Raw genomic sequence first — 24,859 nt, 5'->3', positions numbered from 1 at the left:
CCCACGGTACGCAGGGGGGTACTTTGAGCGTCCGGGAACAATTGATGGATCATGTGCCACGGTTGCGTCGCTATGCGCGCGCGCTCGTGCGCAACCAGGAACTCGCGGACGACCTTGTGCAGGATACTCTCGAGCGCGCGCTGCGGCACACCGACAAGTTCGCAGACGGCAGCGATATGCGCGCGTGGCTGTTCACGGTCATGCACAATGTTTTCGCGAATCGGAAACGACGGGCCGACTCAAAGGCCGCTCACGTATCGATCGATGACGGTGCGCTTGATGAGAGTCACTTCGCGGTAGCAAGTCATTCGACACGGACGCTGGAGATGCGCGATCTGGACTATGCGCTGCAACGTCTTACCATCGAGCAGCGGCAAGTTGTTCTACTGGTGGGACTCGAAGAGTTGACATATGCGGAGGTGGCCATCGCGCTTGAAATACCGCTGGGCACCGTGATGTCGCGCCTTTCTCGCGGGCGGGAGAGGTTACGCAATCTTATGGCCGGACAGCAGGATGGCGCTCAACTGAAGGTGGTGAGATGATGGCACATGTAGCCCCGATAAAGGACGATGAGATCCAGGCCTACGTCGATGGCGTGCTTTCAGAAGATCGTCGGGACGAGATCGAACGGCGCCTGGAAACTGACCCTGTCCTGGCTCATCGCATGAGCGACCTATTCTCGCTCAACAGCATGCTGCACGAACGTTACGACCGCATCCTTCAGGAGCCGACCCCGCACCGCCTCAGACTGGCGGGAGACAACACCGTCAAGCCGTCGCCAGCCATCGCCAACGCCGGGGAAAACCGCCCCGCTGCCGCGAACCTGGCGCGTTTCGGCGGGATAGCAGCGGCAGTGCTCGTTGGCGTCGCCATCGGCGTCAGCAGCATGTTTAATCCGCAGGCGCGCGACCTGGTTGCGTCGGCAATCGGCAATGGGTCCATACTACGCGCGAGTCTGACGAAGGATGAGTCGTTCGCGCGTCAGTCGGCGATTGCGTACGTCACCTATGCGCCGATGGTGAATCGCCCGGTGGAGGTCGGAGCGGAGCAGGAGCAAGAGCTCGTCTCGTGGCTTTCCAGCCGCCTTGGAACTGATATCCACGCCCCGGTGCTCACCCAGGCCGGTTTCAGCCTCATGGGGGGACGTTTGCTGCCGGGTGATGAAGGTCCGATCGCCCAGTTTATGTATCACGACGCGAAGGGTGAACGCATCACGCTGAACGTCTCCCACAGACGGAAAAGTCAGAATATCACTGCCTTCAGGCTCTTCCAGGAGGGCCCGGTAAATGTCTTCTATTGGGTCGACGGTGACTTCGGGTATGCCGTTTCTGGGGCAATAGCGAAGTCTCAGTTGCTCGGGGTATCACGTGAAGTGTACGAGGAACTGACCGCGCGCACCGGTGATGCCGCAAGATGATGTAGTCCAGTCAAAACGTCGGGGCATCCAGTACGAGTTGAGCGGCAACCATCACAGGGTCGCGCTAATGCAGTATAGGTTGTATGAAGTCGCACATACCTGCCGATAGGCGGCACCAGACGAGCTGCCGTCCCCCGCCCCAGGGCAAAACTGTGCGACTAAGCTCTGCCATAGCTACCGGCTCTTATCTTCAACGCAGAACACCGGTGCAGTGACGGCTGGTTTATGCGAAGCCAATTTTTGACGAACCGATATGCAAAGGAGTGTGCGTCCCTTAGCTATCACGGCGCAATCCAGCATCCAGCCCATGACTTGTCCTCTGACAGGCTGAACTGTGCTCGCTTATGGACGGGTCCGACGATGTTCAGGTACTCGACGTGACGTAGCCGGACGTCGATGAGGCAGAAATTCTCGAACCCGGCTGTACCGACCGACTCGTTATCGTCCTGCGTGGGTAGGGCGTCAACGGGCTGCGTGATGACGGTGCCGGGTGCAATGGGGGCCCTATATAAGACGAGCGACCCTACACGACAAGAGTTCCATGCTGCCATTCGATCGAATTGATCGCTTACCCGGGCTGCAGACCCCTCAAGACGCAATTGAATGCCAGCCTGAAGGTCGCTTGATAGCAGCGCGACGTAGGGATCGCGCTCTAACTCTCGCACTTTCATTGACCGTACATCCGTGTAAAAGCTCAGCAACGCTTCCTCGGCGATCGCTCGGCGTAGCACAACTGTGCGAAGTTTTGGTGCGCTGTCCAAGCCTATTGTTGCCAACTGCATCATGGTGAAAGGAGATCGTCCCTTTCCTGGGGCTGCTGCTTTCGCCAAATAGCTCCATACCTCGGCCCAGCATGCGTCTAAAGCGGAGCCACACGACGGCGATGAATGGGGAAGAATCCCGCTCGTTGGTTGCATCAGTGAGAGCCCTCATCGGGACCCCGGGGAGTGGATGACACGATCGTTACCCAAGGACCGTGAATCCCCAGCCTTGTTTGCAAGCGCACATATCGTCCTGAGTTGGTTGAACGAGAAGCGACTCTGGTTTCTTACTCTATTGCATGCGTGGCGATATTGCCTAGCTACCTACCTACCTCCCACACGTCTCACAATCCTGGGGACTGCAACGGACGGCGCTTGATCGCTTAGCGTCCAGCGTCTCTCCGGGAGCTACCTCAGGTCAGACAGCTCCGTATCTCTTGTTTGTGCGTTCTTCGAACGCAGATGATCGCGTTCGGAGGCGTCTACATCTTGGTATGCGCTGCGCATACGGGTTCCGAATTAGTTGCTCGAACCTGACGTCCCCGTCTGTTCGTCACTCGTCCTAGCGTTGGGATCGAGGTACGTCGCACGATCTCCCCAAGTGGCGTGAATCGCCCGCAGGCGCGATTGTGCCCGAGCGGTGCTTCGGCCGTCGAGCGGTCCATAGGCCGGTGGCGCAGGCGGAACCTCATCCTCACTTTTGCGCCGCAAGCGCCCCCTCGTCAACGCCGTTGAGAGTCAATAATCGCGCGCCTGCGAGATTCCAGCGCCGACGCTTGGTTCTGGTAAATCCCAATGCTCAGCGCAAAAAAAGCGCTTGACCACGAATTTTGTACACATATCCTTGCACTGTACTAAGTATACGGAAAAGCTATTGTTTATAACTAAAATGAATTGGGTATTTTTTTGCTGTCCCCATGCCGCCTGTTCGCAGCGCCCGAACAAGGTGGAAACGTAACCCTCAGCACTTCAACAAGTGAGTCGAAATGAAAAAGAGTTCGTTGGCGGTTTGGCTACTCGCGGGCTTCTCAGGAACGGCAATGGCACAGAGCAGCGCGACGCTGTACGGCATTGTTGATGAGGGCTTGCTGTTCAGCAACAATGCCCGCGGTGGCCAACAGTGGCAACTGGCCAGTGGTAGTGCGTCTGGCAGCCGCTGGGGCTTGAGGGGCAACGAAGAGCTGGGCGGTGGGCTCGCGGCCGTCTTCACGATTGAGGGTGGATTTAGTTCTTCAACCGGCGCAATCGGTCAGGGTGGGACTTTATTCGGCCGGCAGGTGTTTGTCGGGCTGACAAGCGTCACTTGGGGTAGCTTGCTACTCGGCCGTCAGTACACGACCGGTTACGACTTCGTCGGGCCCCTCACAGCGGCGGGCCAGTGGGCGCTCGGCGGAGGCGGCTACGGCGCCCATCCCGCCGACCTCGACAATCTTGATGGCACCTATCGCGCGAACAACGCGATCAAATATCGATCGCCAACCTTTGGTGGCTTGTCGTTTGGCGGCATGTATTCGTTAGGTGGCGTTGCCGGCGACTTCTCCCGTAACCAGGTGTATTCGCTAGCAGTCGGGTACACCATGGGACCGGTGACTGCGGCTGCGGAGTACAGCAACGCGCGCAATCCAAACTTCTCGGTGTTCGGCAACAGAACCAACGACAGTGCAACCGGGGCGAACATGTCCGGTCCGGTCATCTCCGGCTTAGCAACGGCTGGCTCAATGGAGGTCGCAGCCGTCGGCGCTCAATACCGGATCGGGGCGGGCTCGGTGGGCTTCGTCTACAGTCACACGGCTTTCAATGATCTCGGTGGCACCTCGGTCGCCGGCGTCAACAACGGGTTGCGCGGAACCGAAGTGTTCAACATCTATGAAGTCAACGGCAGGTATCAGTTGACGCCGTCCCTACAGCTTGGCGCTTCATACGCATATACCGCCGCAGGCAGTTTGCGCGGCTTGTCGGGTGCGCGGTACCACCAAGTCGATCTCGGCCTCGACTACTTCCTCTCAAAGCGCACGGACCTGTATCTGGTGAGCATCTACCAGCAGGCATCCGGCCACGATTCGACGGGCGCAAGCGCGGTTGCACAGATTCCGTTCCTCACGCAGTCGTCGACAAATCGTCAGGTGATGGCAACCGCAGGGATTCGGCACAAGTTTTGACCATACGATGAAGTCGAGGGTGATCGGCGTGCTATCTGTCGGATAGCTTCCGATCACGTCATCCCAGTAGCTACAACGCAACATGCGTTCACGCGGACAAGCACGATGAGCAATTCGGACCACCATGAAGTTTATCGCGTCGGCGAGCGTTTAATCGGACGTCTGCGAGACGGCGACATCACGCGACGCGAGTTTCTAAGCCGCGTTAGCGGTCTCGTGGCGATGTATGGCGTCGCGTCTGCCTGTGCGGCGCTCGCGACAATCCCATCGGTTTCATCCGCGGCTGGCATTACAGACGAAGTTCGATTCGACAGTTGGGGCGGCGTGGCGCAAGAGGCGGATGACAGACTCGTATTGAAGCCGTTTGCCGCAAAATCGGGCATCAAGATCAGACAAGGCTCGTATGGATCGATGGAGGAGTTTCTCGCCAAAGTCCAGACGAGTCAGCCGGGGGACTACCAGTATTTCTCGCTGACAAATCAGATGGACTATCTGCGTTTCGTCAAGCTAGGGTATGCCGTCGCCCTCGAAGAAAAGAAAATTCCGCGACTCGCGACAGTCAGTCCAAACGTGCTTGAGGCGTATCGATCAGGGGGTGATGGCCAGCTCTATGCAGTGCCGACGTTCCTGACGGTCATAACGATTGCCTACAACAATTCCAAGGTGACGCAAAGCGACGTCGAGACGCAAGGCCCGAACATACTGCTCAATACGGCGCTGAAAGGGCGCATCGCCGGTGAGGACGACTGGTTTCGGCGCATTTGGTACGCAGCGCTTCAGACCGGCCAGAACCCCAATCAAATCGGCGACATCAAGGCGATTTGGGAAAAGGTGCGCGAGAGCAAGTCTGTCGTTTTCAAGTACTACCGCTCCGGCGCCGAACAGATGAACTTGCTCGGGACCGGCAGCGCGTGGGTGTCCGACGCTTGGGGGATCCGTGTCTATGCGTTGAAAAAACAAGGCCGGCCGATCTCGTCGTTCATGCCAAAGGGCATAGCGATGAGCGTTGGCGGATTGATGATGCTGAAGTCGAGTAACCCCGAACCCTACTATCAGATTGTCGATCTGATGCTGAGTCCGGAAGTCCAACTAGCGAAAGCGGTCGAATACGGCTATCCGCCCGTCATCGATCCAAAGCTGCTGCAGCAGACGCCGGCGCTCATGCAACTCCCGGGTTTTGATGCGACGGGCAAACACGACGGCGTGATCTTTCCAGACGCGCGATACTGGAGCGCAAACGCCGGAGCATGGCAGCCGCAATATCGCCGTGAATTCATCGCGGCATGAGCACGATCTTTCTGCGCGCAATGCGTCATCGGGTCAGCATGCCCAGGAACCTAGCGGGGAAGATCAGCGTTGGGCCCGCCAGCCTGGCGATATGCGTTTTTATTTGGGCACCGTTAGCTCTCATTGCCGCGTACTCGTTTTTTCGGCCCGGAACGGGCGCGCAAGTGGTCTACGCGCTGACCTTGGAAACCTGGAAAGGGGTTTTTCAGGACAGCACCGTGTTTATGGTGCTGGGGCGCACCATTGCGACCTCGGCGTTAAGCGTGGCCATGACGGCAATTGTTGGATATATTGCCGCGCTTGGGCTGTGGAATACGCGAGGGACATGGCGGTTCCTGTTGTTCTGTGGGCTGATTGCCCCATCCTGGATCAGTTACGTTGTGCGCACCATGTCGTGGATGCAGATCCTCGGCGACAACGGGCTCGTCAACGCGGCACTTCTCGGTGCGGGCGTAATCCGCACCCCACTGCATCTGTTATACACGGACTCCGCGGTCATGATCGGCATGGTGCATTATCTGCTACCGTTCATGATACTCAACATCTTTGTTGTGCTTGAATCCGTTGATCGCAACTTGATGCACGCGGCGAGAACGTTAGGCGCAGGACACTGGCGCACTTTCTGGTCGGTGGTATTCCCATTAACGCTTCCTGGCCTCGCGACCGGGCTGTTGATCTGTAGCATTCTGACGTTAGGCTCGTACGTGACACCACTGCTTCTCGGTGGTCCACAAACGACGTACTACAGCAGCTTGATCTACGAAACCTTCATCAAGGAACTCAACTGGCCGATGGGCGCCGCGCTGGTGTGCTTGCTACTCGCAATTATGGCGGTAGGCATCGCGCTCTACGCCAGGTTCGTCGGCATCGCCGGACTCGCGCGGAGAACGCAAGTATGAGAGTGAACTTCAAAAAGCTTGCGATTGGACTGGCAACCATTCCAGTAGCCATATTCATGCTGCTTCCTGTGCTCGCGACGATGTGCTTGTCGTTTAACGTATCGGAATACGGAGGCTTCCCGTTTGAGGGGTTAACGACAAAGTGGTACGCGCAACTGCTGGACAACGACGCGATTTTCGAAGCGCTGCGCACGTCACTCATCCTCGGCTTCGCTAGCAGCCTGATTTCGACGGTCCTCGCGACGACCGCCGCGTATTCCGTAAGTCGTTACTGGACGAGGCACAACTTGCTAGCGAAAGGTTTCTTCACCGCGCCGATCCTCGTGCCGCATATAGTGCTGGCGGTCGGGGTGCTGATCCTGTTCAATTTGCTTTCGCTACCAAAGAACTTCGCGATGCTGATCTGCGGCCACAGCACCATTACCATTCCCTTCGTATTTTCGACAATGCTTGCTCGGTTCGAGCGGATGCCGCTCCAATACGAGGAAGCTGCAGCGAGCCTCGGGGCGTCGCCGCTTCGCGCAATTACGATGATCTCTCTGCCCATCGCCGCACCGGCAATCCTCGCGAGCGCATTTTTCTCTTTCTCACTGTCGTTTGATGAAACCACTGCGACGATGTTTTGGAAGCCGGCGAATCTCGATACTGTGCCAACGCTTATTCTTGGCATGCTTCAGGATTCGGTCACTCCAAGCGTCGACGCATTAGCTACGTTGCTGATCGCCGCGACAATCGGATTGCCGCTCATCGGCCTCGCATTGCGTCGAATATGTACCCAGAAGGTGGGAAATTAGGTCGTCATCTGATATCTTTCCCGCCAAACCAGCCGGTTCTACACAAGCGCCTTGACATTGCCGAGTAGATTGCTTCGATGAGTTCCGCCGCGATGGCGCCTGCAAAATGCCTGCGGGATGCAACGGGGGATAACGCAGCCAAGGACGTGGCTACCGTGTAAGCGTCGACGCCGGACGGTGCCGGTGATGCAACTGCGTGCGTGGTGAATGTTCCATGCTTGTAGCTCCTTCAACAGATTCTAAGGCTTTGGATGGCGTTGAAGCAGATGGAGGAGTGCGATGGACACAGCAGGGCGATCTTTAAGAACATTGGTCCAAGATTGGCTGTCGCCGGATCCCGAGCGAGGCTTCAGGGTGAGTCATTATGGGCGGTCTAGACTTGGGCGTTACGTTTGTGTTGTCGCTGACAATGGAAACGGGTCGAGGGCAATGTTCTTTTATCGTGACCAAGATGGAAAATGGTGCGTTCTTCCATCGGAGCTCCAAGGTATTGCCATGCGGATTCCACGAAACGCCTAATTGATAAGGGAAGTCGGTGCAATGTGAAGTCGGCCCCTCGGCGTGCACACGTATTGTAGAAGCGGCTAAAGGCGTCGAGTGATGCGGCAAGTGAGAAGCGCGACGCTGATTCCAAAGGGCTTTCGGCCAAGCGACAGATGTGTTTACAAAGTTTCATCGATTTATCTTCGGCGACAGATTTCGACTTCTTCTCCGAAGTTCGATTATGTCAGAGCCCGGACGCTTTTGTTTCGGTTAGTGCACGGAACATGTCTCTCAAATGCAAAGCTCGGCATATTGCCGCCGCCGTGCGGCAGGTCGGTTCAGTTTCTTGCTGCGGATGGTGATAGCGGTCTCCGTAGGGCGGTTTCGCGGGCCTCACTGTGTATTTGTCAGCACGGCGCGATCGTGCGGAATTCGCCGCGCGCCTCACCGCGGCCAAGTTCGTGCCGTTGACGTCATCCGCATGGTTGTCCAGCGACTGAAAAGGCTGGGAGTACCAGCAGAAGGGCGTGCGGCCGACGGTCGGCTATTCCCAAGAAACGACCACCGGTGTCACAGCCTCTCGAAGGACCGCTCAGGTTCGAACTGAAACAGCCTCGGGCCGCACACGCTCGGATTGAACGTCGGCCGCCCGAAGCGCTTTCACTAAAAGTGTCAGCAATTTTCACTTACCTAGCACAGTTCTCACCTTCTTTGTCACCCGACAGGAAGGCGCCCCTGCGGGACGACGGAACGATAGACGAGCTATTAGCTGCTAGCAAAGATTCCGCACGACAGTGATGCAGGGTTACGCAGAGCGATTCCGGAGGCGACTAGCGCCTCGCAAGAAATATAGGGACGCGCGGGCAGCAGCGGGATGTCTACAGACTTACCCAGGCCGAAGAAGGGAACCCCACGTACACGCGTTGCCCGACCGCATGACATTGCCCCGACAGCGGCTCAAGTACCTTCATGTCGGTTTCGCCGACGCGGACAATGTATTTCGCCAGGACGCCAAGGTATTCCGAGCCGATAATCTCCGCCGATTGCCAGGAAATTCGTTGGTCGCGCGTCGGTTCGAGCGCGATCGAAAGGCGCTCGGCGCGGATGCGGGACCTCACTGTGCTGCCCGCCTGGCGGTCGCCGTTGATTGCCCAGGAGAGGCCAGTTCGAGTATCTTTCACAGTGAAGCTGCCGGGCTCAGAGCGCGTGACGGAACCCTCAATCTCATTCACGTCCCCAAAGAAACGCGCGACGAATTCGGTATTCGGCGCCCTGAATATCTCGAACGGCGTGCCTTGCTGCTCGATGCGCCCGCCATTCATAACGATGACCTGGTCCGACATCGCCAAGGCTTCCGCCTGATCGTGAGTGACGAAAATGGTGGGAATATGCAGCGTGCGCTGGATGCGCTTGAGCTCGCTGCGCATTTCTTCGCGCAGTCCCGCGTCGAGTGCAGACAACGGCTCGTCCAGCAGCAGCAGGGATGGCTCAATGACGATTGCGCGTGCGATCGCGACGCGTTGCTGCTGTCCGCCCGACAGTTGCGCCGGCATGCGCTCGGCAAACTGGGGAAGTCGCACCATCTCAAGTGCCGCCATCGTCTTGTCCCGCACGGCAGCCTTGCTGAGGCCCCGAATGCGAAGACCGTATGCGACGTTGTCAAACACCGACTTGTGGGGAAAAAGCGCCAAGTTCTGAAACACCATGCCGATGTTGCGTTGATGGATCGGCACGTCGTTGACGCGCCTGCCTGCGATTTGCAGCTCGCCGGAGGTGGCCGACTCGAGACCCGCGATCATGCGCAGCGTGGTGGTTTTGCCGCAGCCCGAAGGGCCGAGCAATGACACGAATTGATCGTCGACTACGTCGAACGACACGCCGCTGACGGCAGTGGTGGACCCATATCGCTTTACGACGTTGCGCAGACTTACCGAGAGTTTGCTCACTTGGACGATCCTTCTGTCGAACGTTTCTTGAGGATTGAACGGGTCAGCGGAAACAGCAATGTCACTAGGATCAGCGTGGTCGCGAGAGCGTTGACCGACGGCGTCATCGAGAACTGCTGCATTGCCAGAATTTGCGTCTGGATGGTTTCGAAATTGGCTGGTTTCCAGAACATCGTTGCTGTGACTTCGTCGAACGACATCGCGAACGCAAAAATCATGCTGACGGAGATCGCGGGTAATACCGCGGGCAGCGTTATCTGCGCAATTACCCGCCATTGCGTTGCGCCGAGGCTCTGTGCCGCTTCCTCATAATCGACGGGCAACTTGGCGAAGCGCGCGAGCATCGTCGTAAATACGTAGGGAAGCGTAAGCGCGACGTGGCCGCACACCAGCAGTTCGAAGCTGCGCGTCCAACCAAACGAACCGAACAGCAGCAACACGCCCACGCCAACGATGACGTGCGGCACAATCAGTGGCGACGTGAACACCGCATTCATCGCGGTGCGGCCGCGGCGCCAATACCGCGTCGTCGAGTAGGCCGCTAAGGTTCCGAAGAACGTCGAAACCACTCCCGACAACAAGCCGAGCCGCAGGGAATTGATGAGTGCGTCAAGCACCGCGCGATCAGAAAAGAGGTCTCTGTACCAGTGTAGCGTGAAGCCCCGAAGTGGGTAGCCTGCCATCGGAGAGGAGTTAAACGATAGCAGCACCAGTGAGCCGACTGGCACGAGCATGAAAGTAAAAATTATGGCAATCCACGAGTAGATCATTACTCGGGTGAGCATGCTGCGTCTCATCGGCTAGGTCTCCGTATTAGGTTAGAAAAACCAATGATTCGTCCGACTGCGACTATTGCAATTGCCACGATTGCGAAGAAGATGAAGGCTAGCGCTGCGCCAAGAGGCCAGTTGAGCTGCTGGATTAGCGATTCGTAAATCAGTAAGCCGAAATACGCGGATCCCGTCCCACCAAGAAGCATCGGAGTGATATATGCGCCCGAAGCAAGGATCGCACATATCAACGATCCCGCGGCAAGTCCAGGCAGCGACAGCGGAAAAGTGATGGTCCAGAAGGCCCGCCATGAACTAGCGCCGAGCGTGCGCGCGGCATGCGCGACGTTTTGGTCTTGCGCTTCGAGGTTCACGTACAAGTTGATCGTCATGAACGGTAGTAGCCAGTACACAAGGCCGATCATCACCGCGTAGTCGGTGTAAAGCAGTTTGACCGGCGAATCGGACAGACCGGTCCACAATAGCAACTGATTAAGAAGGCCGTGCTCGGCCAAAAGGTCGGTCCACGACACCATACGCACGACGTAGCTGATCCAGAACGGCAGGACCAACGCCCCAAACAGGCACCCGCGGGTGAGGCCCTTTGTGTGGACGATGGTTAGTGCTGTTGGGTAGCCGAGCAGGGCGCAAATGGCCGTACAGATTACCGCTGTCCTTAATGTGTGCCCAAGGACTTGAACGTAGAAGCCGTCGGAGAAGACGTCGCGCCACGTGTTGAGCGTGGCGGACGTACTGACGCTCGCGCCGGTGGTCGATTCAAAGAACGAATACGCACCGATGATCAGAAGTGGGATCCAAATGAAGAGGCCGGTGATGGAAGCGCCAGGAAATGCCAGCGCCCTACCAATGTTAGCCGTTTTGTCCATGCGTGCTCCATCACTGGCGGGTGTCATGCCGCGTTTTTGCGGTCCTGATAATGTACGACTTTGCGGCCGTTCGGAACAATCAGCCAGTGACGCAGCAGCTCGCGCGTATGGGCCAGGGAATCCTTAAACTGCGTGCGTGCGTGCAGCGTCGTGAAGTTGTTAACCATCATGATTTCGCCAGGCTCGAGCATAAATTCGAGGCAATTCGCATGCGCACGCTCATCGAATAGATCAAGCGCTTCCTTCAGATCGTCGGGGAAGGGCTCGTTACGGAGCGTTGCCGCACGTGTCATGAACTCGCGCACATAGTGACAGCTTACCCGGCCGTCGCGGTAGCCAAACACCGGCACGCGATGCGTTGTCACCGGTGTCTTCGTGACTGACATTTCACGCGTCGCGTAGAAGTACCCTTTATACAGTGGTGCAAGCAGATCCGGGCGCAGCTCGGCGATGTCGTTGTGGATTGCGAGCACATTCACGAGGCGACTGAAACCGCCGGACTCCGCCTTTTGCACGCACATCAGGCCAACGATCTCATTTGAGTCGCTATGGAGGGTCAGCTCGTCGTTGCCGCGATATGCGCGACCCGTCGGATTATCGGGACCGACGGCAATGAATTTAACGCGGCCGATGCGATCGCCTTTCGCGCTCTGCACAATCGCGTTGCCCCAATGCAGACCGAAGCCCCAATATATGCGCTCAAAGTCCTCCGGCGAGTACCGTTCGGGCGTGATACCTGTGATGACAACCGCGCCGCGGCCATGCTGAATAAGGTCGAAAAGATCGGCAAGAACGGAATTCAGCGCCGGATGATCGAACTGCTCCCGCGTCACTGCTTGCGGTGAGTAATTCCGCGTCGCACTGAGTAATGCATCGATGGCATCGAGGTGGATTTCGCTTAAAGCGTATTCGAGACCGGTCTTACCGTCAACCGACTCCGCCGTCCAGACGGACGGGCCTTCAATACGGTTCACGCAGATTTCAGGATCGCTTGTGACGGCTGTGGAGTTTGAGGCTTCAGTAATGCTGTCCATATGTTTCCCTTTCTAAATCAGTCGAGGTTATCGCTGCGGCCAGATGTCGTAGTGGCGTGCAAGTTGAGCGTCGCCTGTCATGAATGGCTTGAAGTCAGGTGCCGGGTCGCCGAGCAGGGGGCGCACCGCGACGTCGTAGGCCGGTTGAACAAACATGGGAATCGAATACCGGTCCAGCCCGTATCGGTTTATCACTCGATGTGGCGTTGATGAGAAACGGCCGTTGCTCCAGATCTGCATCAGATCTCCGATATTGATGACGAGCGAATCGCGGATTGGCGGCACCACTACCCACTCTTCGTCACGATTTAGCACTTCTAGACCGCCGACGTCGTCCTGCCAAAGAATCGTAAATGCGTCCCAGTCGGTGTGTCCCCGAACGCCGATGATTTCTGCGTCGGCCGGTGCTTCCTGCGGCGGGTAATGATTGATCTTCAATACATTTGCCGGCGTGGCAAACATCTCTGCGAATAAGGCGGGATCAGCGCCAAGCGCACGAGCGAAGCAGTCAATCAGCACTGTTGACAAGCGCTCGAAATGTTCGAAAAGCGCAGCGACGTTTTCACGGAAATCGGCGGGTTGGCGCGGCCACTGGTTCGGGCCGTTCAGGCGATGTCCCCCAAGCGGGCGTTCGTGCATCATCACGAAGCCTTCCTGGATGTTTTTGCCCTCAGTTGCGCGTCCCTTGTAACGCAAAGGCATGAATCCGCGAAATTGAGGCGACTCACTCATCGCGATCACCATCTTTTCGTCGTCAGGAAGATGGAAGAAGGTGTCCGCACTTGCCAAGGCAGATTGAATTGCGTATTGAGGTACGTCATGCCCGATGATGTAGAAGAAGCCTACATCAGTGCATGCTGCGCGGATCTGTTCAATCGTTGCGTCGATGGCTTCTGCTTGTCCATCCGTCTGCCAGATCAAGGGCGCAATGTTGATGACTGGCACTTCAGAAAATTTCAGGCGCCGAGAGAGTGGGAGCATGGGGCGGGCCGTGCTACCGGTGTCGGCCCCAAGCTCCGGTTGGGTTGTGGCGGCAATCGAAGGCTGCATTAGATCTCCGTTTTGAGGGACGGGACGCCGTGAGTGCGATCGTTTGGGACTGGTCCTTTGTCAGATGGAGTGATGATGGGCCGTTGCAACGGCAAGCCACTACTCAGGCTCGCGAGACAACCCGTCGATACTCGCGCTGCCAGTCATTGGCGTTCTTTTGCCAGTAGAACGGATCCATGCTGACGATTCCCTCGTACTTACCCGTTGGATCAAAGCCTGGCAGAGCTTGTAGGGCTTGGAGGTCCGTCAGCGCTTCCGGCTGGATGGCCGGAAGCGAACCCAATTCGATCGCGGCGGCCTGCTGCACTTCGGGGTTGAGCGCAACGTCAGCAATTTCATAGAAGGCGGATAGTGGGCTTCCTTTTAGCGCCATTACTCCGCCGACGCCTTGGTAAAGGCCTCGGGGCCGGAATGACGCGACTGGCGAGCCCATCTTACGAAGGTTGTATACGCGCACGCCCCATGCGTCGCTTGTCCACGCGGAGCCGCTCGCCAACAGTGAGCTTTGTTCGGCCGCCGTCGACCAGTACTTGAGGGCCAAGCGTTTGCTTTCCCTGATTTTTTCCCATATTGGTGCGAAGTCCTTGATGTTGTTCGGATCTTGACCGGTTTGCAGCGCCGCGTACCAGATCCGCGTGCGATAGTTATCCTCACCCGCGATCCGCTGCTTCAGGTCTGGTCGAATAAGAAGGTTGGCGCCTGCGGCCTCTGCGTCTTCCTTGCGGATCTTCGACGTGTTGTAAGCGATCGTCACGACGCTTAGGTAGTAGGGCACGCCGGACAATCCGTTCGGCGTAATCTTGCGGTATTCCGCGAGGGCCTGCGGAAGCACGGTTTTCAGCCGAGGGATTTTCGCCTCGTCGATTTGTGCACCGAAGCCGAGTGACGTGAATCGAAGGTAGGACAGTGCCGGCGCACATTCAAAGAATTGATAATCGCCGGGCTTCGCCGTCTGGATCTGAACAATAAACTCTTCGGGGGAGCTGAAAGAGCCCTGACTGATCTGCGCACCTAGCTTTTTGGACACCTGCGACAGGACGTGATCCGAGAAAAACTTCTGGCCGACGCCACCGTACGCGTCGTACCTGACGGCGGTGCTTTCCGCCGCCCTGAGCGTAGGAACGTTTAGCAAACCGTAGTACCCAACCAGCGCGGCGACGCCGCGCAGCAGGCTACGGCGCGACAGGCCGCCATCCTGATAGCGCTCGATTAGACGCTCGCCAAGCGTATGTATGCACGGACTTTTCACGTCAATCTCCGTAGAACTGGGTCAGACTGCGGTTGTTCGCTGCGGATAAATGCGCTTATAGATTTCATGCGTGTATTCGCCGCTCCGGAAGGGTTTGAAACTCTCGGGAGCTGCCCCGAACAGCGGCTCGATCAAACTGTCGTAGCTCGGGTTCATGAAGAAGGGAATCGAATAACGGTCACAACCGTAGCGGTTGACGACGCGGTGTGTTGTCGACGAGAAGGCCCAGTTGGACCATGTCTCCATCATGTCGCCGACGTTGATGACGAACGTGTCAGGAATCGGCGGCGCGACGACCCATTCATTGTTTTTGTTCAAAACTTCGAGTCCGCCGACGTCGTCCTGCCAAAGGATTGTGAAGCCGCCGGAGTCGGTGTGGCCGACCACACCGATTTCGAGGTCGTGCTCCGGCTTCTCCTGCACTGGATAGTGGTTTAGCTTCAGCATCGTCATGGGTTCGCTGAAACGACTGTCGAGGCCCTTTGCTGGCAGACCCAGCGCAAGTGAGAAGCCTCGCACCAGTTCGGCGGCAAGCTTCTCACACTGCGCATAATAAGTGAGCATCGCCGGCTTGAGCTCGGGCAATGCCGTGGGCCATTGATTCGGACCATAAGTTGGATAACGTGGATCAGGCGCTCGCTCCGGCATCACCAAGAAGCCTTCTTGAAGATTGTTTCCTTTGTTGCCCGTGCCTTTGTAATTGATCGGCAGATATCCCCGAAATTGCGGAGAATTCTCGATCGCCGTCTGGTTCTTAACTTCGACCGGCAGCGCGAAGAAGCGCTGCATCTGCGTAATCAATTCGTTGAGGATTGGGCGCGCCAACCCATGGTTTCGGATGTAAAAGAAGCCGACCTCGGAGCAGGCTTTCGCTAGCTCATCCACCGTCTGTGACATGCCGGTTGTGCGCTCAATGAGCGGCGCCACATCGATGACAGGGATTTCGGAGAATGCGAGTCGCCGCGATTCAGACAGCATAGATGCTCCTCAGTAAGATGCGCGTCGTATGGATATCAACTCACCGCTGAACCGTGGGCCCGCTCGAAGCTTGCTCTAACCGCTAGGTGCAGGAACCGGACAAGCTAATGCGCAACGGGGTCACCGCGAGAACGAAGGTTGAACAGCCACACGCACGCCGGTTTAAATATTCAAGTTATCGATAAAGTATCCTTAGTTGGCTTACAGAATACGTAAACCAAAAAGCTGGTCAAGGGAATTTTCCGCTGCGGCGCACGAGGTCGGGAAAGTCCTAACCTGGCCCATAAGACGAGAATGGGTGGGTACTCGGGGGCGGAGGTACGTTGACGCTCGCGATTGGGCGGCGCACAGATCAGGAATCTCTGAGGTCGATGCATCCGCGTCGCCTGAGAAGACCCTGGTCGCTGGGAAACACAACGCGCTCGCTCTTCGGACGCGTGAAGTAAGGCTGCCGAGGAATAGCGCCGACGGGTAATTGTTCTGGGACGAGCCGCCCTGCGGCGCTCTTCGCGCGGGCTTGAGTCATTGTGAACATCGTTTTAGCCGTCTCACTCTCGACGTCTGAGTGCGCGACTTGAGGCTGCTCTTTTCCGACGGCAGTGTCATGCATAGGTCAGGTTATTGACTAGGCATAAACCCTATACTGTGATCCTCCCCGTCGAAAGGAGTTTCGAGTGAAAACTGTTGCAACCATGCTCGCCGCTGTAGCACTTGTTGCTGTATCGAATGCATATGCTCAAAGCGATTCGAACAGCTTGACCGACCCGACCCTCAGCATGACGCCCACTCGCACTGTGGACTCGACCAGCACTGGCGGAGTGGAGGCGGGACAAACTCAAAGCGGCTCACCGCGCATTACTCGCGGCGACGTTCGTCAGCAGCTGATTCAAGCAGAACGAAGCGGCGAACTGCAGCGTCTAGACGCAGGGATTTACCGTGGCGGAAACTAACACGGCGGGGCGTTGGTGTCCTCCCGGCCCTAAGTGACCGGGATTCGTTTTGCAAGACGGCGACGTCCGGCCGCGAGACTGGTTGATGTGAGGCCGCCCTGCAGTCCCGCGCCGACGGCGCGCGATTCCATCCCCGTAGCGAGGATGTTTCGGGCGGCGTTAAAGTCTCGCTCGTGAGTCGAGCCGCAGACTTCGCATCGCCATTCGCTTATTCCAAGATCCGCGATACCTTTCGGCCCCGTGCCGCTGCTGAAGCACGAACAGGTCTGGATAGAAAACGCTTCATTGACTTCCTCGAGCCACACCCCGGCGTCAGTGCTTTTATACCGCAGCATGGTTCGGAACGCGCTCCAGCCCACATCCAGCACGAACCTCGCCATGCCAGTTCGCGCGGGCTCTTGCGCGTCCCACGTTGCCGATGAAGATCGCTCGGTACTCACTCGCAAGTGAGGCGCTAAGCTTGTGCAGCGCGTCCTTGCGGCGTGCCTTCACCTTGGCGTGAAGCGCCGCAACACGCTGCTTTTTCCTGGCGTGTTGGTTGCGGCGATCGCCGGCTTCAGGTCGCGATGAAAGCGGTGTGCCTCGACCTCGGAACCGTCGCTTGCGCTCAGGAAATCTTTCAGGCCCAGGTCAATGCCGAGTGCCTTCGTTGCTTGCACGGCCGATGGTCGCTTCCTCTGGACGGTGACGTTCAGATTCCACCGCCCGCGGCTGTCTCCGCTGAAGCAGCCGGAGCCCAGCTTATATTTCTGCACACCAAAGCTGTCCCACAATGAGAGCGGGTTGCCGCAGTCATGCACAGTATAGCTGTACACATGACCCCTTTTTTACGTCGGCTTAAGGCTGGCGCTTGATGCGCTCTGCATCCCGACCTGAAGGCCGGAGCTTTCCGCGCGTCCCCGTAATCGGGAGTTTCTTGAGCGTATCCTTACGCCACGCCATACAGCTCAACGGCGTTCGGGCGCGCGGGGGCGAGAGGCACTTCTTCATCGCTGCGACTCGGATGCCAGGTGACGAGCCCGCGATGGCCTAATTGACCTTTCCATGCCAAACCGTCAGCCGCAATCGGCGCCGCGTACGGAGTTGTCCCAAACGCGAAGCGCACACCCAATGGTTCGGCGGAATATTAAGTCGATTTCGAACAGCGCCGGAAGATTGCAGTATCGACACCGTGACATACCCTCGCGAAGCCCGCGCGCGTCCGTCGACGTGTCGAGTCACTACAGCGCATGGTTTTGTGACTGATTGGCCCGCGGTTAGCTCGGTGACGTCAACCTAACCTTAGTCGTGAATGAGTTCTCCGATCAAGCTATGGATGTCCTGGATGAATTGGGCAAGATAGTGATTCGCTAACAGCGTGGGCAAGGTGAGCTATGGGCTGGAACGACCATATGGACGACAGTGAGTTGTCTAACCTGCCGCCGGAGGCCTTCGGCAATACCTTTGACATCGAAGGACCGTTCGACCCGAGCAACTTCTGGTTGCGGCTGCAGACCGCGACGATCAGCGAATCGCCATCCGCGAGTGGTTTTGCGCTCGCTATTGTGACCCAGCTACGGACACACCGTACAACGGCGGTGAGGGCGGTTATCAATTCATCCACGGCGGTCCTTACGATCCTGCCGATGAAATTCCGGGTCGGTTCGAAGGACTGGTGCCGGACGATCTCATCAAGGAGGTCGTTGATGAGCTTCATGGGGAGGTCGGCGACAAATGGGCGCCGTCGCGTCACACCGTGGACGACTACTACGACGAACGCTTTGATTTGTCGGTCGATGACCGCGGCGAGCCGTTAAGGCGCTTGCGTGACCGCGTTCGGAAGGCACAACTGATATCGACTCTTGTGGGTAATGCCGAGGCCAAGCTGCTCGTGGACATGCTGGTGTATGCAAACGCTGTCGCCATGCTTGAGTCGTTCTTGTGGGAGACGGCTGAGTTTTGGTTCAAGCACGATGACAAGGCACTGCAAGACATCGTTACCAAATTGAAGGTATTCAGCGACGAGACGCTAAAGCTAGGTCAGATTTTCGACCGTCATGCGAAAATACGGGAGCATGTGCTCGGCTATCTGCAGACGGTCGTTTGGCATCGCTGGGACGTGGTGATGCAAATATACCGACAAGGGCTCGGAGTTAGGCTGCCAAGCGTGAGCGGGTTTGACGATGCCCTTCAGAAGCGTCATGACATCCTTCACCGGAGCGGGAGCACAAAGGATGGTAGTGCAATTACGGTGACGACCGCAGAGATTGGTGCGCTGTTGTCCGCCGTCGAAGCGTTTGCCGTGGAAGTCAACAAGCTGCTTGAGCAACGTGATAATTCTGGTCTCGCATCAAGCGCTGGCACAAACGACGAGCTCTAGAACGCTGGGCTCCTTGCCACGACTCAGGACGGATGTTCAAAGGGCGATCTCGTGGCCGTGCTGAGTGACCTGTACACCGATGACAGGACGCCGGCGACCGTGACGCCGCAGCAGAAAACAGCAACGCCTCGGCGGCTGGCGGCCCTTTCGTCACGGTCCTTTTCACATCGACTCCCATCTATCCAAACTTCCAGGTCCGAGCTGAAGTCGGAGAGCAACTGTCTCAGCGAGGCGAATCCAAAGACCATCCATGGCTGGCGAAATGCCGACGATCGCCTTTTCGTCCTTCATCGGGACAGAATCCGCTCTTCAAGCGTATCGAACAGGTATTGTTACAATGAAAGTAACGATTGAGATTTTGAAAAATGAACTACTAAGCGAGGGAGTTTTTTAGCACCGTTGATTTCCAAGAGCATTTCAGCGCGCATACCTTATTGTTTTACGCGCGGCTGGATGTTATACATGCATAGTCACGCGTCGGCCGAGCACAAGCCGCCCGACGTTAGTGCCGCCTCTTCCGATTGAAGAGCTTCGGCGGTGGCCTCCAAGCGTGGACGGGTGTGACCGGTGGCGCGCTGGAGAGACAGGACTACCACGGGGGTAGAGTTGAAACAGTCCAAGCGGTGGCGAAGATTAGAGCCGCAACTCGATACGTCTGTCGGAGCCGTCAACTATTGACGGTGGAAGGAGCACCTGCGCTAGCATGCAGGGGCCCCGGCATTGCCTTTCTACTCTCAAATAAAGATATGCTCACTAGATACTCTCGAGTGAGCGTATGTTTACCCTTTTCTCAAAAAGACAATCCGTATTAGAGACGTGCTCGACCTCAAAGGAAATGTTCACAAAAGCGTAGTTTTTTGTCCCTTCGCGCATCAACGAGCGTTAGCCGCTGCGCGGCTGGCAGCCAGGGAGCAGTGTTCGGGCGCGACGATAGTTTTTCGCTCCTTGTCGTGGCGTCGCGTGGGAAAGCGCCGGACGCGACTGCTTAGCGCTTTCGCAATGCTGTCCGAAACGTCATGTTGGATCCGTTGACCGCTGCGCGGCAGGCAGCCAGGAACGGGGTGTCGCAGCGTCCAAGTTTGTCTGGGCAGAAGTACTGCCTTTACTGCGATGGGGTGCGCTGTTCAGCGTAATGATCCTGCATCGCAACGCGATCTGCTGCGCAGGCATGGTCTATGGGTCTCGTCCGGTGGCCAAGCGCCGGCGAGCATTCGACTTGACTGTTCCTGGTTGCCAGCATCCGTTAATCCCCGCAGAGGACCGTAAGAGAATGCGGACCTAATCAAGACACTGGTTGGCGATGCAATTTAGATAAGGCAGAAGAGAGATTGATGACAGGGCATCTCACGTTCGCTTTGATTCTCACGATGCTCGCTACGGCTGCCCGAGCACGCGAGGGCTATCTCGAAGTGTGGAACCCATAAGGGGCACGTGGCAGTGCAGCTTCTGCGTAGCGAGCGAACGATCCAGCGCTAACGCACAAGGCGAGGCGACGGAGTCCGGTAAGTCTTAGATCGGCGTCGACCGTACGCATCATGCAGCTTTCGCGACGTGCATGCTGGTTTATTGCCCTCTGCCGTTATCAGACATCGAACATCGTTAGAGGTGGATGGGGCTAACGCACCCGGTGGCTGTGCGAGCTATTGCAGCACATCTCAAGCAAGTACGACACAGACTATGTGACGTCTGACATTAGAATATGCGCTTATATGTTCATCGTGGGTTAGCGTATTCATGTTGAAGGAATTCACAACGAATGGCCGTAGCAGCGGCGCAAGGGATAGCTGGAAGGAATCAGAAGCAGCAATCAACTTTTGGCAAGCTCTCGAATACTTTGCCCCGCAGTCGCCACCGGCCGTCAAGGTCGAGGAGTCGGTATGGGAGTTCGAGGCCAGCGTTGCTGATCATGAGCTGCCGTGGAACGATCCGAAGAAGCGCCTGATTCTGGACCGTCAGATTGGCCTGAATAGGAAGTTTCAAGTCTTCGCCGGCATTCTTGGTGGCAGCCACTTCGTTGAGGTGGCACGCAGATATCTTGATGCGGAGCCAATTGACTTCTCGGAAATGCGGCCGGTGTCTCCGGTGGCTTGTGTTGTTCTGACCGTGAACGGGGAGGGGATGGCCAGCGGCCAGGTCTTTGTCAGCACTGTGCCTTGGGCAATGTCACGCATCGCGAATTCGCCAAGCCGCTCTGCTGCGCTTAAGTTCGGCGGATTCTTCGGTCTGGGCGGACTTGAGGAACAGATCGGCAAGAAGGTGCAGGACCTGATGGTCGAGCGCCGGCTTCTTGCTAAGAGACCGCTTGAAGAGTCCCACGACGATTCTGCTACTCGAGCCGCAGGGCTGGTACGTCCCGGGCACTCGCACGAAGCTGCTTCTGCGGACGCTGAGATCGGGTCTCGCCCTGAGCCGCCTCCGTTGAGACCGCTGACGGCGCAGGACGTCAAGGCAATTACCGATCTTGTCTTCGAGCTTTGCGGCTGGCACCCGGAACAACAGGAGCGGTGGCGCATTCAGGCTTTGTGTGGGCACCAGCGAAAGATGCAAGCGAGAAAGAGGCGGACGCAACGTCGCAAGACGATCCGCTGAACAGCTTCTATGCGGAGGATCTCGCTGAGCTGGCCGGCGCGGTTGCGACTCGTCGAATAGGTGCCGGGCTACGCGACTATCTGAGAGGCGAGGATTCGTCCGGACGAATCGACCTTGAGTCGCAGGTTGACTGCTTGATCGAAGGTGTTCATCCGTTGAAGCTTCCAGCAGGCTGCTGGCCGGCCAAGTTTCCTTTGGTAACGGCCCAACAGTTCGCGGTTAATACCATAATGAACAATCTGTCCGATAGTACGGGACTCTTCTCGGTGAACGGCCCTCCGGGCACTGGCAAGACAACCATGCTCAAAGATGTTATCGCCGCCGTTGTAGTTGAACGAGCGGATGTACTTATGAGTTTCGATACGCCAGTCGCTGCCTTTACGAGGCGCCTCGAAATCGAACAGTATGAGTATCCGGCGTATGAACTTGACACGCGCTTGCGCGGCTTCGGGATCGTGGTGTCTTCGGCCAACAACGGTGCGGTCGAAAATATCACGAAGGAACTGCCCGGAGTGGCTGCGGTCGCACCGGAAATCGATATCGACTACTTCTCGATAGTCGCAGATTCCGTCGGGGCGGCGGAAAAGGCGAAGCAACGGGCGGCGAAAAAGGAGCGATGGGGTCTCGTCACTGCTGTGCTTGGCAATAAGACAAACCGTAATCAGTTCGCGACGCGCTTCTGGCTCGCCGGCCTTCCTCGGAAGAAGAATGAAGCGAAGCGACCTCAGGAACCGGACCCGCTGCGCTTGCGATCACTGCAAGATCTTGTCAGAAGTGGACAGCACGGAGCGCTCACGTGGGAAGAGGCCCGCGCGCGCTACCGGGAAGCCCGAAAAAAGGTGGATGATCTGACGCGTACGGCCGCAGGTCTCGCCGATGCAATCAAAGAGAAAGCACGCGCAACCCGTGCGAAGAGCAAGGCTCTCGCTCTGGTGGCCGAAAATCAGCAGGCGATGGTTCGATATGAGGACGCATTGACCGAAGCGAAGGTCCACCTGGACGCTGCTGTCGACGCGGAAAAGCGAGCCGCCCGTGGGCTAGCGACCGGCAAGGCGTGGAGTAACGCTCATATCAAATTGAGAGCTCGGCAGGAAGGCTACAACCTCGTTCGGGCGAATGTGGATCCGGACGGGGCCGCCAACGCTCGTGCCACGAACGAACAGGCGGCAACTGCACTAGCTGGTGTTAAGGCGGATCTCGAATTTCATTTACGGGGAAAACCGGGATTCTTATCAGAACTCTTCCGTACGCAATACAGTCGTCGATGGAACCGACGTGGCGCTGAACTCGAACAGCAACTTCGAAATGCTCGCGCACTTATTGCCAGCGCTTCCCAGCGACTTGCGAAAGAAGAAGCAACCGGGCGAAAACTGCAAAGTCTAATGGAGGCGGTGACGACTGCCCAACAACAGGAACTCTCGCACAGAGCGCAGGCCGAGCACGCCGGGGTACCAGTCCGGGAAACAGAAGACTCTGAAGGGTCGGCTGGGCTGCCGCCCGAAGTTCTTGAAAGGATGAGCCAGACGCACAGTCAAGCAATGAGCGTCGTTCGCGAGGCACGCGAGCGGATGAGCTCTGTGCAAGCCTCGGTTGACGCGACGCGACAGCGTCTTGATGACGCACAGCTGCTACTCTTGCGGGCCGAGGCAGATCTGAAAGAGGCACTGCGGATATTGTCCGCGTCTCCACTGCCGCTTGACGAACTCGCATCATGGGACCTTTCGAAGCTTGATCGCGACACACTACATCGAGCTGCGCCGTACGCGTTTCCGGCGTTGTTCCATGCACGCCGAGACGTCTTTGTAGCTGCTATGAAGTTGCATCAGTCATTTGTAGTTGCCGCTTGGAGCCGACTGTCCCGCACGCTCAGTGCATTCGTTAACCTGCTACAAGGCAATCTCAACGTCACCCAGATACCTAAGGGCGCGATTCATCTTTGGGACGCGTTCTTTCTGGTGGTACCCGTGGTTTCCACAACATTTGCTTCGTTTCCGCGGCTCTTTCGCGACATCGGTAGCGAGCAACTCGCGTGGCTTATGATCGACGAGGCGGGTCAGGCTGCCCCCCAGCAGGCTGCCGGCGCTATCTGGCGCAGCAAGCGTTCGGTAATCGTGGGTGATCCGCTTCAGCTTGAGCCGGTCGTGGGCGTGCCACAAGAGTTGGTCGCTCCGTTGCTCCGTCGCTGCTCGGCTGAACCGCAATGGGCGCCGCCTCGTGCCTCGGCGCAGACGCTAGCGGACCGAGCTAACCGGTTCGGCATGTACCTTGGTGAACCGGATTCCGATGATCGACTCTGGCTCGGTTCGCCGCTCCTCGTACACCGGCGTTGCCTCGATCCCATGTTCCAGATTGCCAACAGCATCGCCTATGCGGACAAGATGGTTTATGGCACAGGCGAGGATAAGGGTCCGCAAGGGATTGGTCCCAGTTGCTGGGTACAAGTCCCTGCCGAGTTCTCCGATGGACACTGGGTGGAAGCACAGGCAGAGCATGCCATGGATTTAGTCGAGCGACTCACAAACGGCGTACTGAAGGAAAACGGGCAATTCAAGGTTTACGTTATTACGCCATTCCGAACAGTGGCGTCAAAAATCCTGCTACTGCTGTATCGACGCTATGGCGAGGAAAGTAAGGGAATGGCAGGGACCGTCCATACCTTCCAAGGCAAGGAAGCTGAGCACGTGGTTTTCCTGCTTGGAGAAAATTAACCAGCCCAGGCGTCATTTCAAGTTTCGCTGGCGCGAAGCCGAATCTGGTTAACGTTGCCGTGACGCGCGCCAAGCGTCGATTGTATGTTGTTGGTGATCGCCGATTTTGGACAGGGTCATCTGACGTGCACCGTATCTTCGGCCGCGTGGCCGAATACCTTGATAACGTGTCGGAGGGAAGTATCAGGTAATCGCATACACGAGCCAGTAGCCAATGATTGCATCATTGATTTCACCGAGAACGGGTGCCACTGACGACCGTGTTGAAGACGGTAACGTCGATGAAGCGAGCATTACGCGACCCACGTGAAATTATCGGCGTCGCTATCAACCGGCATGCTACAGCTTCACGGCGATCTGAACGGCACCCAGTCCGATGTCAGCCACGCGAGCTTCGTCAGTCAGGGGGCTGCTCGATTGATACGCCTTTTGACTCGAACCGTCCTACGCGCTCCGCTGGCTCCAATGCGCGCCGTGCAGGTCCCGGGGGCAGCAGCCTCCGGCGTAGAACCGAGAAAGTGAGGCCCGACAACTTTTTC

Annotated in this window: 20 protein-coding genes and 1 pseudogene; 10 read left to right on the top strand and 11 right to left on the bottom strand. The window is 57.3% G+C overall.

Annotation, left to right across the window (positions count from 1 at the left end):
• The first annotated feature begins 23 nt into the window (after positions 1-23).
• The gene (locus tag ACZCWR_RS24760) at positions 24-542 is read left to right on the top strand and encodes an RNA polymerase sigma factor (protein ID WP_487305684.1); all 519 of its coding nucleotides are present in this window, start codon (positions 24-26) and stop codon (positions 540-542) included.
• Positions 539-1,417 (top strand): anti-sigma factor family protein, encoded by an 879-nt coding sequence (locus tag ACZCWR_RS24755; RefSeq protein ID WP_487305683.1) that lies wholly within the window; start codon positions 539-541, stop codon positions 1,415-1,417. The genes ACZCWR_RS24760 and ACZCWR_RS24755 overlap by 4 nt, the downstream gene beginning before the upstream one ends.
• Positions 1,418-1,698: 281 nt before the next feature.
• On the opposite strand, the gene ACZCWR_RS24750 is transcribed toward ACZCWR_RS24755, so the two are convergent.
• The gene (locus ACZCWR_RS24750) at positions 1,699-2,199 is read right to left on the bottom strand and encodes a pyridoxamine 5'-phosphate oxidase family protein (protein ID WP_487306137.1); all 501 of its coding nucleotides are present in this window, start codon (positions 2,197-2,199) and stop codon (positions 1,699-1,701) included.
• 965 nt (positions 2,200-3,164) lie between these two features.
• On the opposite strand from ACZCWR_RS24750, the gene ACZCWR_RS24745 reads away from it, so the two are divergent.
• The 4 genes from ACZCWR_RS24745 (at position 3,165) to ACZCWR_RS24730 (ending at position 7,317) form a co-directional block, all read left to right on the top strand.
• Positions 3,165-4,337, top strand: coding sequence for a porin (locus ACZCWR_RS24745; RefSeq protein ID WP_487305682.1), 1,173 nt, complete (start codon positions 3,165-3,167; stop codon positions 4,335-4,337).
• Between the two features lie 105 nt (positions 4,338-4,442).
• Positions 4,443-5,624 (top strand): extracellular solute-binding protein, encoded by a 1,182-nt coding sequence (locus tag ACZCWR_RS24740; RefSeq protein ID WP_487305681.1) that lies wholly within the window; start codon positions 4,443-4,445, stop codon positions 5,622-5,624.
• A complete protein-coding gene (locus ACZCWR_RS24735) occupies positions 5,621-6,523 on the top strand; it encodes an ABC transporter permease (RefSeq protein ID WP_487305680.1) in 903 nt (300 codons plus the stop codon). The genes ACZCWR_RS24740 and ACZCWR_RS24735 overlap by 4 nt, the downstream gene beginning before the upstream one ends.
• Complete coding sequence (locus ACZCWR_RS24730) at positions 6,520-7,317, top strand: ABC transporter permease (RefSeq protein WP_487305679.1); 798 nt, start codon at positions 6,520-6,522, stop codon at positions 7,315-7,317. The genes ACZCWR_RS24735 and ACZCWR_RS24730 overlap by 4 nt, the downstream gene beginning before the upstream one ends.
• Positions 7,318-8,678: 1,361 nt before the next feature.
• Here the strand turns inward: ACZCWR_RS24730 and ACZCWR_RS24725 are convergent.
• The 7 genes from ACZCWR_RS24725 to ACZCWR_RS24695 all read right to left on the bottom strand — a co-directional run bounded on the left by ACZCWR_RS24725 (position 8,679) and on the right by ACZCWR_RS24695 (position 15,714).
• Positions 8,679-9,746 (bottom strand): ABC transporter ATP-binding protein, encoded by a 1,068-nt coding sequence (locus ACZCWR_RS24725; protein WP_487305678.1) that lies wholly within the window; start codon positions 9,744-9,746, stop codon positions 8,679-8,681.
• A complete protein-coding gene (locus ACZCWR_RS24720; protein WP_487305677.1) occupies positions 9,743-10,543 on the bottom strand; it encodes an ABC transporter permease in 801 nt (266 codons plus the stop codon). The genes ACZCWR_RS24725 and ACZCWR_RS24720 overlap by 4 nt, the downstream gene beginning before the upstream one ends.
• Positions 10,540-11,403 carry an ABC transporter permease gene (locus ACZCWR_RS24715; protein WP_487305676.1) on the bottom strand — a complete coding sequence of 288 codons (864 nt, stop codon included), beginning with the start codon at positions 11,401-11,403 and terminating at the stop codon, positions 10,540-10,542. The genes ACZCWR_RS24720 and ACZCWR_RS24715 overlap by 4 nt, the downstream gene beginning before the upstream one ends.
• A gap of 23 nt (positions 11,404-11,426) precedes the next feature.
• Positions 11,427-12,437, bottom strand: a complete 1,011-nt coding sequence (locus ACZCWR_RS24710; protein WP_487305675.1) for a TauD/TfdA family dioxygenase — start codon at positions 12,435-12,437, stop codon at positions 11,427-11,429.
• Between the two features lie 27 nt (positions 12,438-12,464).
• On the bottom strand, positions 12,465-13,487 hold the full coding sequence (locus ACZCWR_RS24705) for an isopenicillin N synthase family dioxygenase (RefSeq protein ID WP_487305674.1): 1,023 nt from the start codon (positions 13,485-13,487) through the stop codon (positions 12,465-12,467).
• A 103-nt stretch (positions 13,488-13,590) separates the two neighbouring features.
• Positions 13,591-14,736 carry an extracellular solute-binding protein gene (locus ACZCWR_RS24700; protein WP_487305673.1) on the bottom strand — a complete coding sequence of 382 codons (1,146 nt, stop codon included), beginning with the start codon at positions 14,734-14,736 and terminating at the stop codon, positions 13,591-13,593.
• 21 nt (positions 14,737-14,757) lie between these two features.
• Positions 14,758-15,714, bottom strand: a complete 957-nt coding sequence (locus ACZCWR_RS24695; protein ID WP_487305672.1) for an isopenicillin N synthase family dioxygenase — start codon at positions 15,712-15,714, stop codon at positions 14,758-14,760.
• A 674-nt stretch (positions 15,715-16,388) separates the two neighbouring features.
• On the opposite strand from ACZCWR_RS24695, the gene ACZCWR_RS24690 reads away from it, so the two are divergent.
• Positions 16,389-16,664 (top strand): DUF4148 domain-containing protein, encoded by a 276-nt coding sequence (locus tag ACZCWR_RS24690; protein ID WP_487305671.1) that lies wholly within the window; start codon positions 16,389-16,391, stop codon positions 16,662-16,664.
• A gap of 29 nt (positions 16,665-16,693) precedes the next feature.
• On the opposite strand, the gene ACZCWR_RS24685 is transcribed toward ACZCWR_RS24690, so the two are convergent.
• The 3 genes and pseudogenes from ACZCWR_RS24685 to ACZCWR_RS24675 form a co-directional block, all read right to left on the bottom strand.
• Positions 16,694-17,044: a zinc ribbon domain-containing protein gene (locus ACZCWR_RS24685; RefSeq protein WP_487305670.1), complete on the bottom strand. Its 351-nt coding sequence runs from the start codon at positions 17,042-17,044 to the stop codon at positions 16,694-16,696.
• Positions 16,986-17,210, bottom strand: a pseudogene (locus ACZCWR_RS24680) (hypothetical protein); the annotation flags it as partial. The pseudogene ACZCWR_RS24680 and the gene ACZCWR_RS24685, both read right to left, overlap by 59 nt.
• Positions 17,153-17,479 (bottom strand): hypothetical protein, encoded by a 327-nt coding sequence (locus ACZCWR_RS24675; protein ID WP_487305669.1) that lies wholly within the window; start codon positions 17,477-17,479, stop codon positions 17,153-17,155. The pseudogene ACZCWR_RS24680 and the gene ACZCWR_RS24675, both read right to left, overlap by 58 nt.
• Positions 17,480-18,318: 839 nt before the next feature.
• Between ACZCWR_RS24675 and ACZCWR_RS24670 the strand changes: the two genes are divergently transcribed.
• The 3 genes from ACZCWR_RS24670 to ACZCWR_RS24660 all read left to right on the top strand — a co-directional run bounded on the left by ACZCWR_RS24670 (position 18,319) and on the right by ACZCWR_RS24660 (position 24,320).
• Complete coding sequence (locus ACZCWR_RS24670; protein ID WP_487305668.1) at positions 18,319-19,023, top strand: hypothetical protein; 705 nt, start codon at positions 18,319-18,321, stop codon at positions 19,021-19,023.
• A 1,734-nt stretch (positions 19,024-20,757) separates the two neighbouring features.
• Positions 20,758-21,612 carry a hypothetical protein gene (locus tag ACZCWR_RS24665; RefSeq protein ID WP_487305667.1) on the top strand — a complete coding sequence of 285 codons (855 nt, stop codon included), beginning with the start codon at positions 20,758-20,760 and terminating at the stop codon, positions 21,610-21,612.
• Between the two features lie 134 nt (positions 21,613-21,746).
• The gene (locus tag ACZCWR_RS24660) at positions 21,747-24,320 is read left to right on the top strand and encodes a DEAD/DEAH box helicase (protein ID WP_487305666.1); all 2,574 of its coding nucleotides are present in this window, start codon (positions 21,747-21,749) and stop codon (positions 24,318-24,320) included.
• Positions 24,321-24,859 lie beyond the last annotated feature (539 nt).

The sequence above is a fragment of the Caballeronia sp. A2-2 genome, assembly GCF_057612605.2.
The sequence above is the reverse complement of the archived record's forward strand: the minus strand, read 5'-3'. Positions and strand labels throughout refer to the sequence as shown.

What these genes read in the sequence shown, in the direction of transcription:
- ACZCWR_RS24740 (WP_487305681.1), top strand. Translation starts at nt 4,443, where the DNA reads ATGAGCAATTCGGACCACCATGAAGTTTATCGCGTCGGCGAGCGTTTA.
- ACZCWR_RS24695 (WP_487305672.1), bottom strand. Translation starts at nt 15,714, where the DNA reads ATGCTGTCTGAATCGCGGCGACTCGCATTCTCCGAAATCCCTGTCATC.
- ACZCWR_RS24720 (WP_487305677.1), bottom strand. Translation starts at nt 10,543, where the DNA reads ATGAGACGCAGCATGCTCACCCGAGTAATGATCTACTCGTGGATTGCC.
- ACZCWR_RS24755 (WP_487305683.1), top strand. Translation starts at nt 539, where the DNA reads ATGATGGCACATGTAGCCCCGATAAAGGACGATGAGATCCAGGCCTAC.
- ACZCWR_RS24705 (WP_487305674.1), bottom strand. Translation starts at nt 13,487, where the DNA reads ATGCAGCCTTCGATTGCCGCCACAACCCAACCGGAGCTTGGGGCCGAC.
- ACZCWR_RS24750 (WP_487306137.1), bottom strand. Translation starts at nt 2,199, where the DNA reads ATGCAGTTGGCAACAATAGGCTTGGACAGCGCACCAAAACTTCGCACA.
- ACZCWR_RS24745 (WP_487305682.1), top strand. Translation starts at nt 3,165, where the DNA reads ATGAAAAAGAGTTCGTTGGCGGTTTGGCTACTCGCGGGCTTCTCAGGA.
- ACZCWR_RS24735 (WP_487305680.1), top strand. Translation starts at nt 5,621, where the DNA reads ATGAGCACGATCTTTCTGCGCGCAATGCGTCATCGGGTCAGCATGCCC.
- ACZCWR_RS24730 (WP_487305679.1), top strand. Translation starts at nt 6,520, where the DNA reads ATGAGAGTGAACTTCAAAAAGCTTGCGATTGGACTGGCAACCATTCCA.
- ACZCWR_RS24665 (WP_487305667.1), top strand. Translation starts at nt 20,758, where the DNA reads ATGTTGAAGGAATTCACAACGAATGGCCGTAGCAGCGGCGCAAGGGAT.
- ACZCWR_RS24715 (WP_487305676.1), bottom strand. Translation starts at nt 11,403, where the DNA reads ATGGACAAAACGGCTAACATTGGTAGGGCGCTGGCATTTCCTGGCGCT.
- ACZCWR_RS24710 (WP_487305675.1), bottom strand. Translation starts at nt 12,437, where the DNA reads ATGGACAGCATTACTGAAGCCTCAAACTCCACAGCCGTCACAAGCGAT.
- ACZCWR_RS24685 (WP_487305670.1), bottom strand. Translation starts at nt 17,044, where the DNA reads ATGGCGAGGTTCGTGCTGGATGTGGGCTGGAGCGCGTTCCGAACCATG.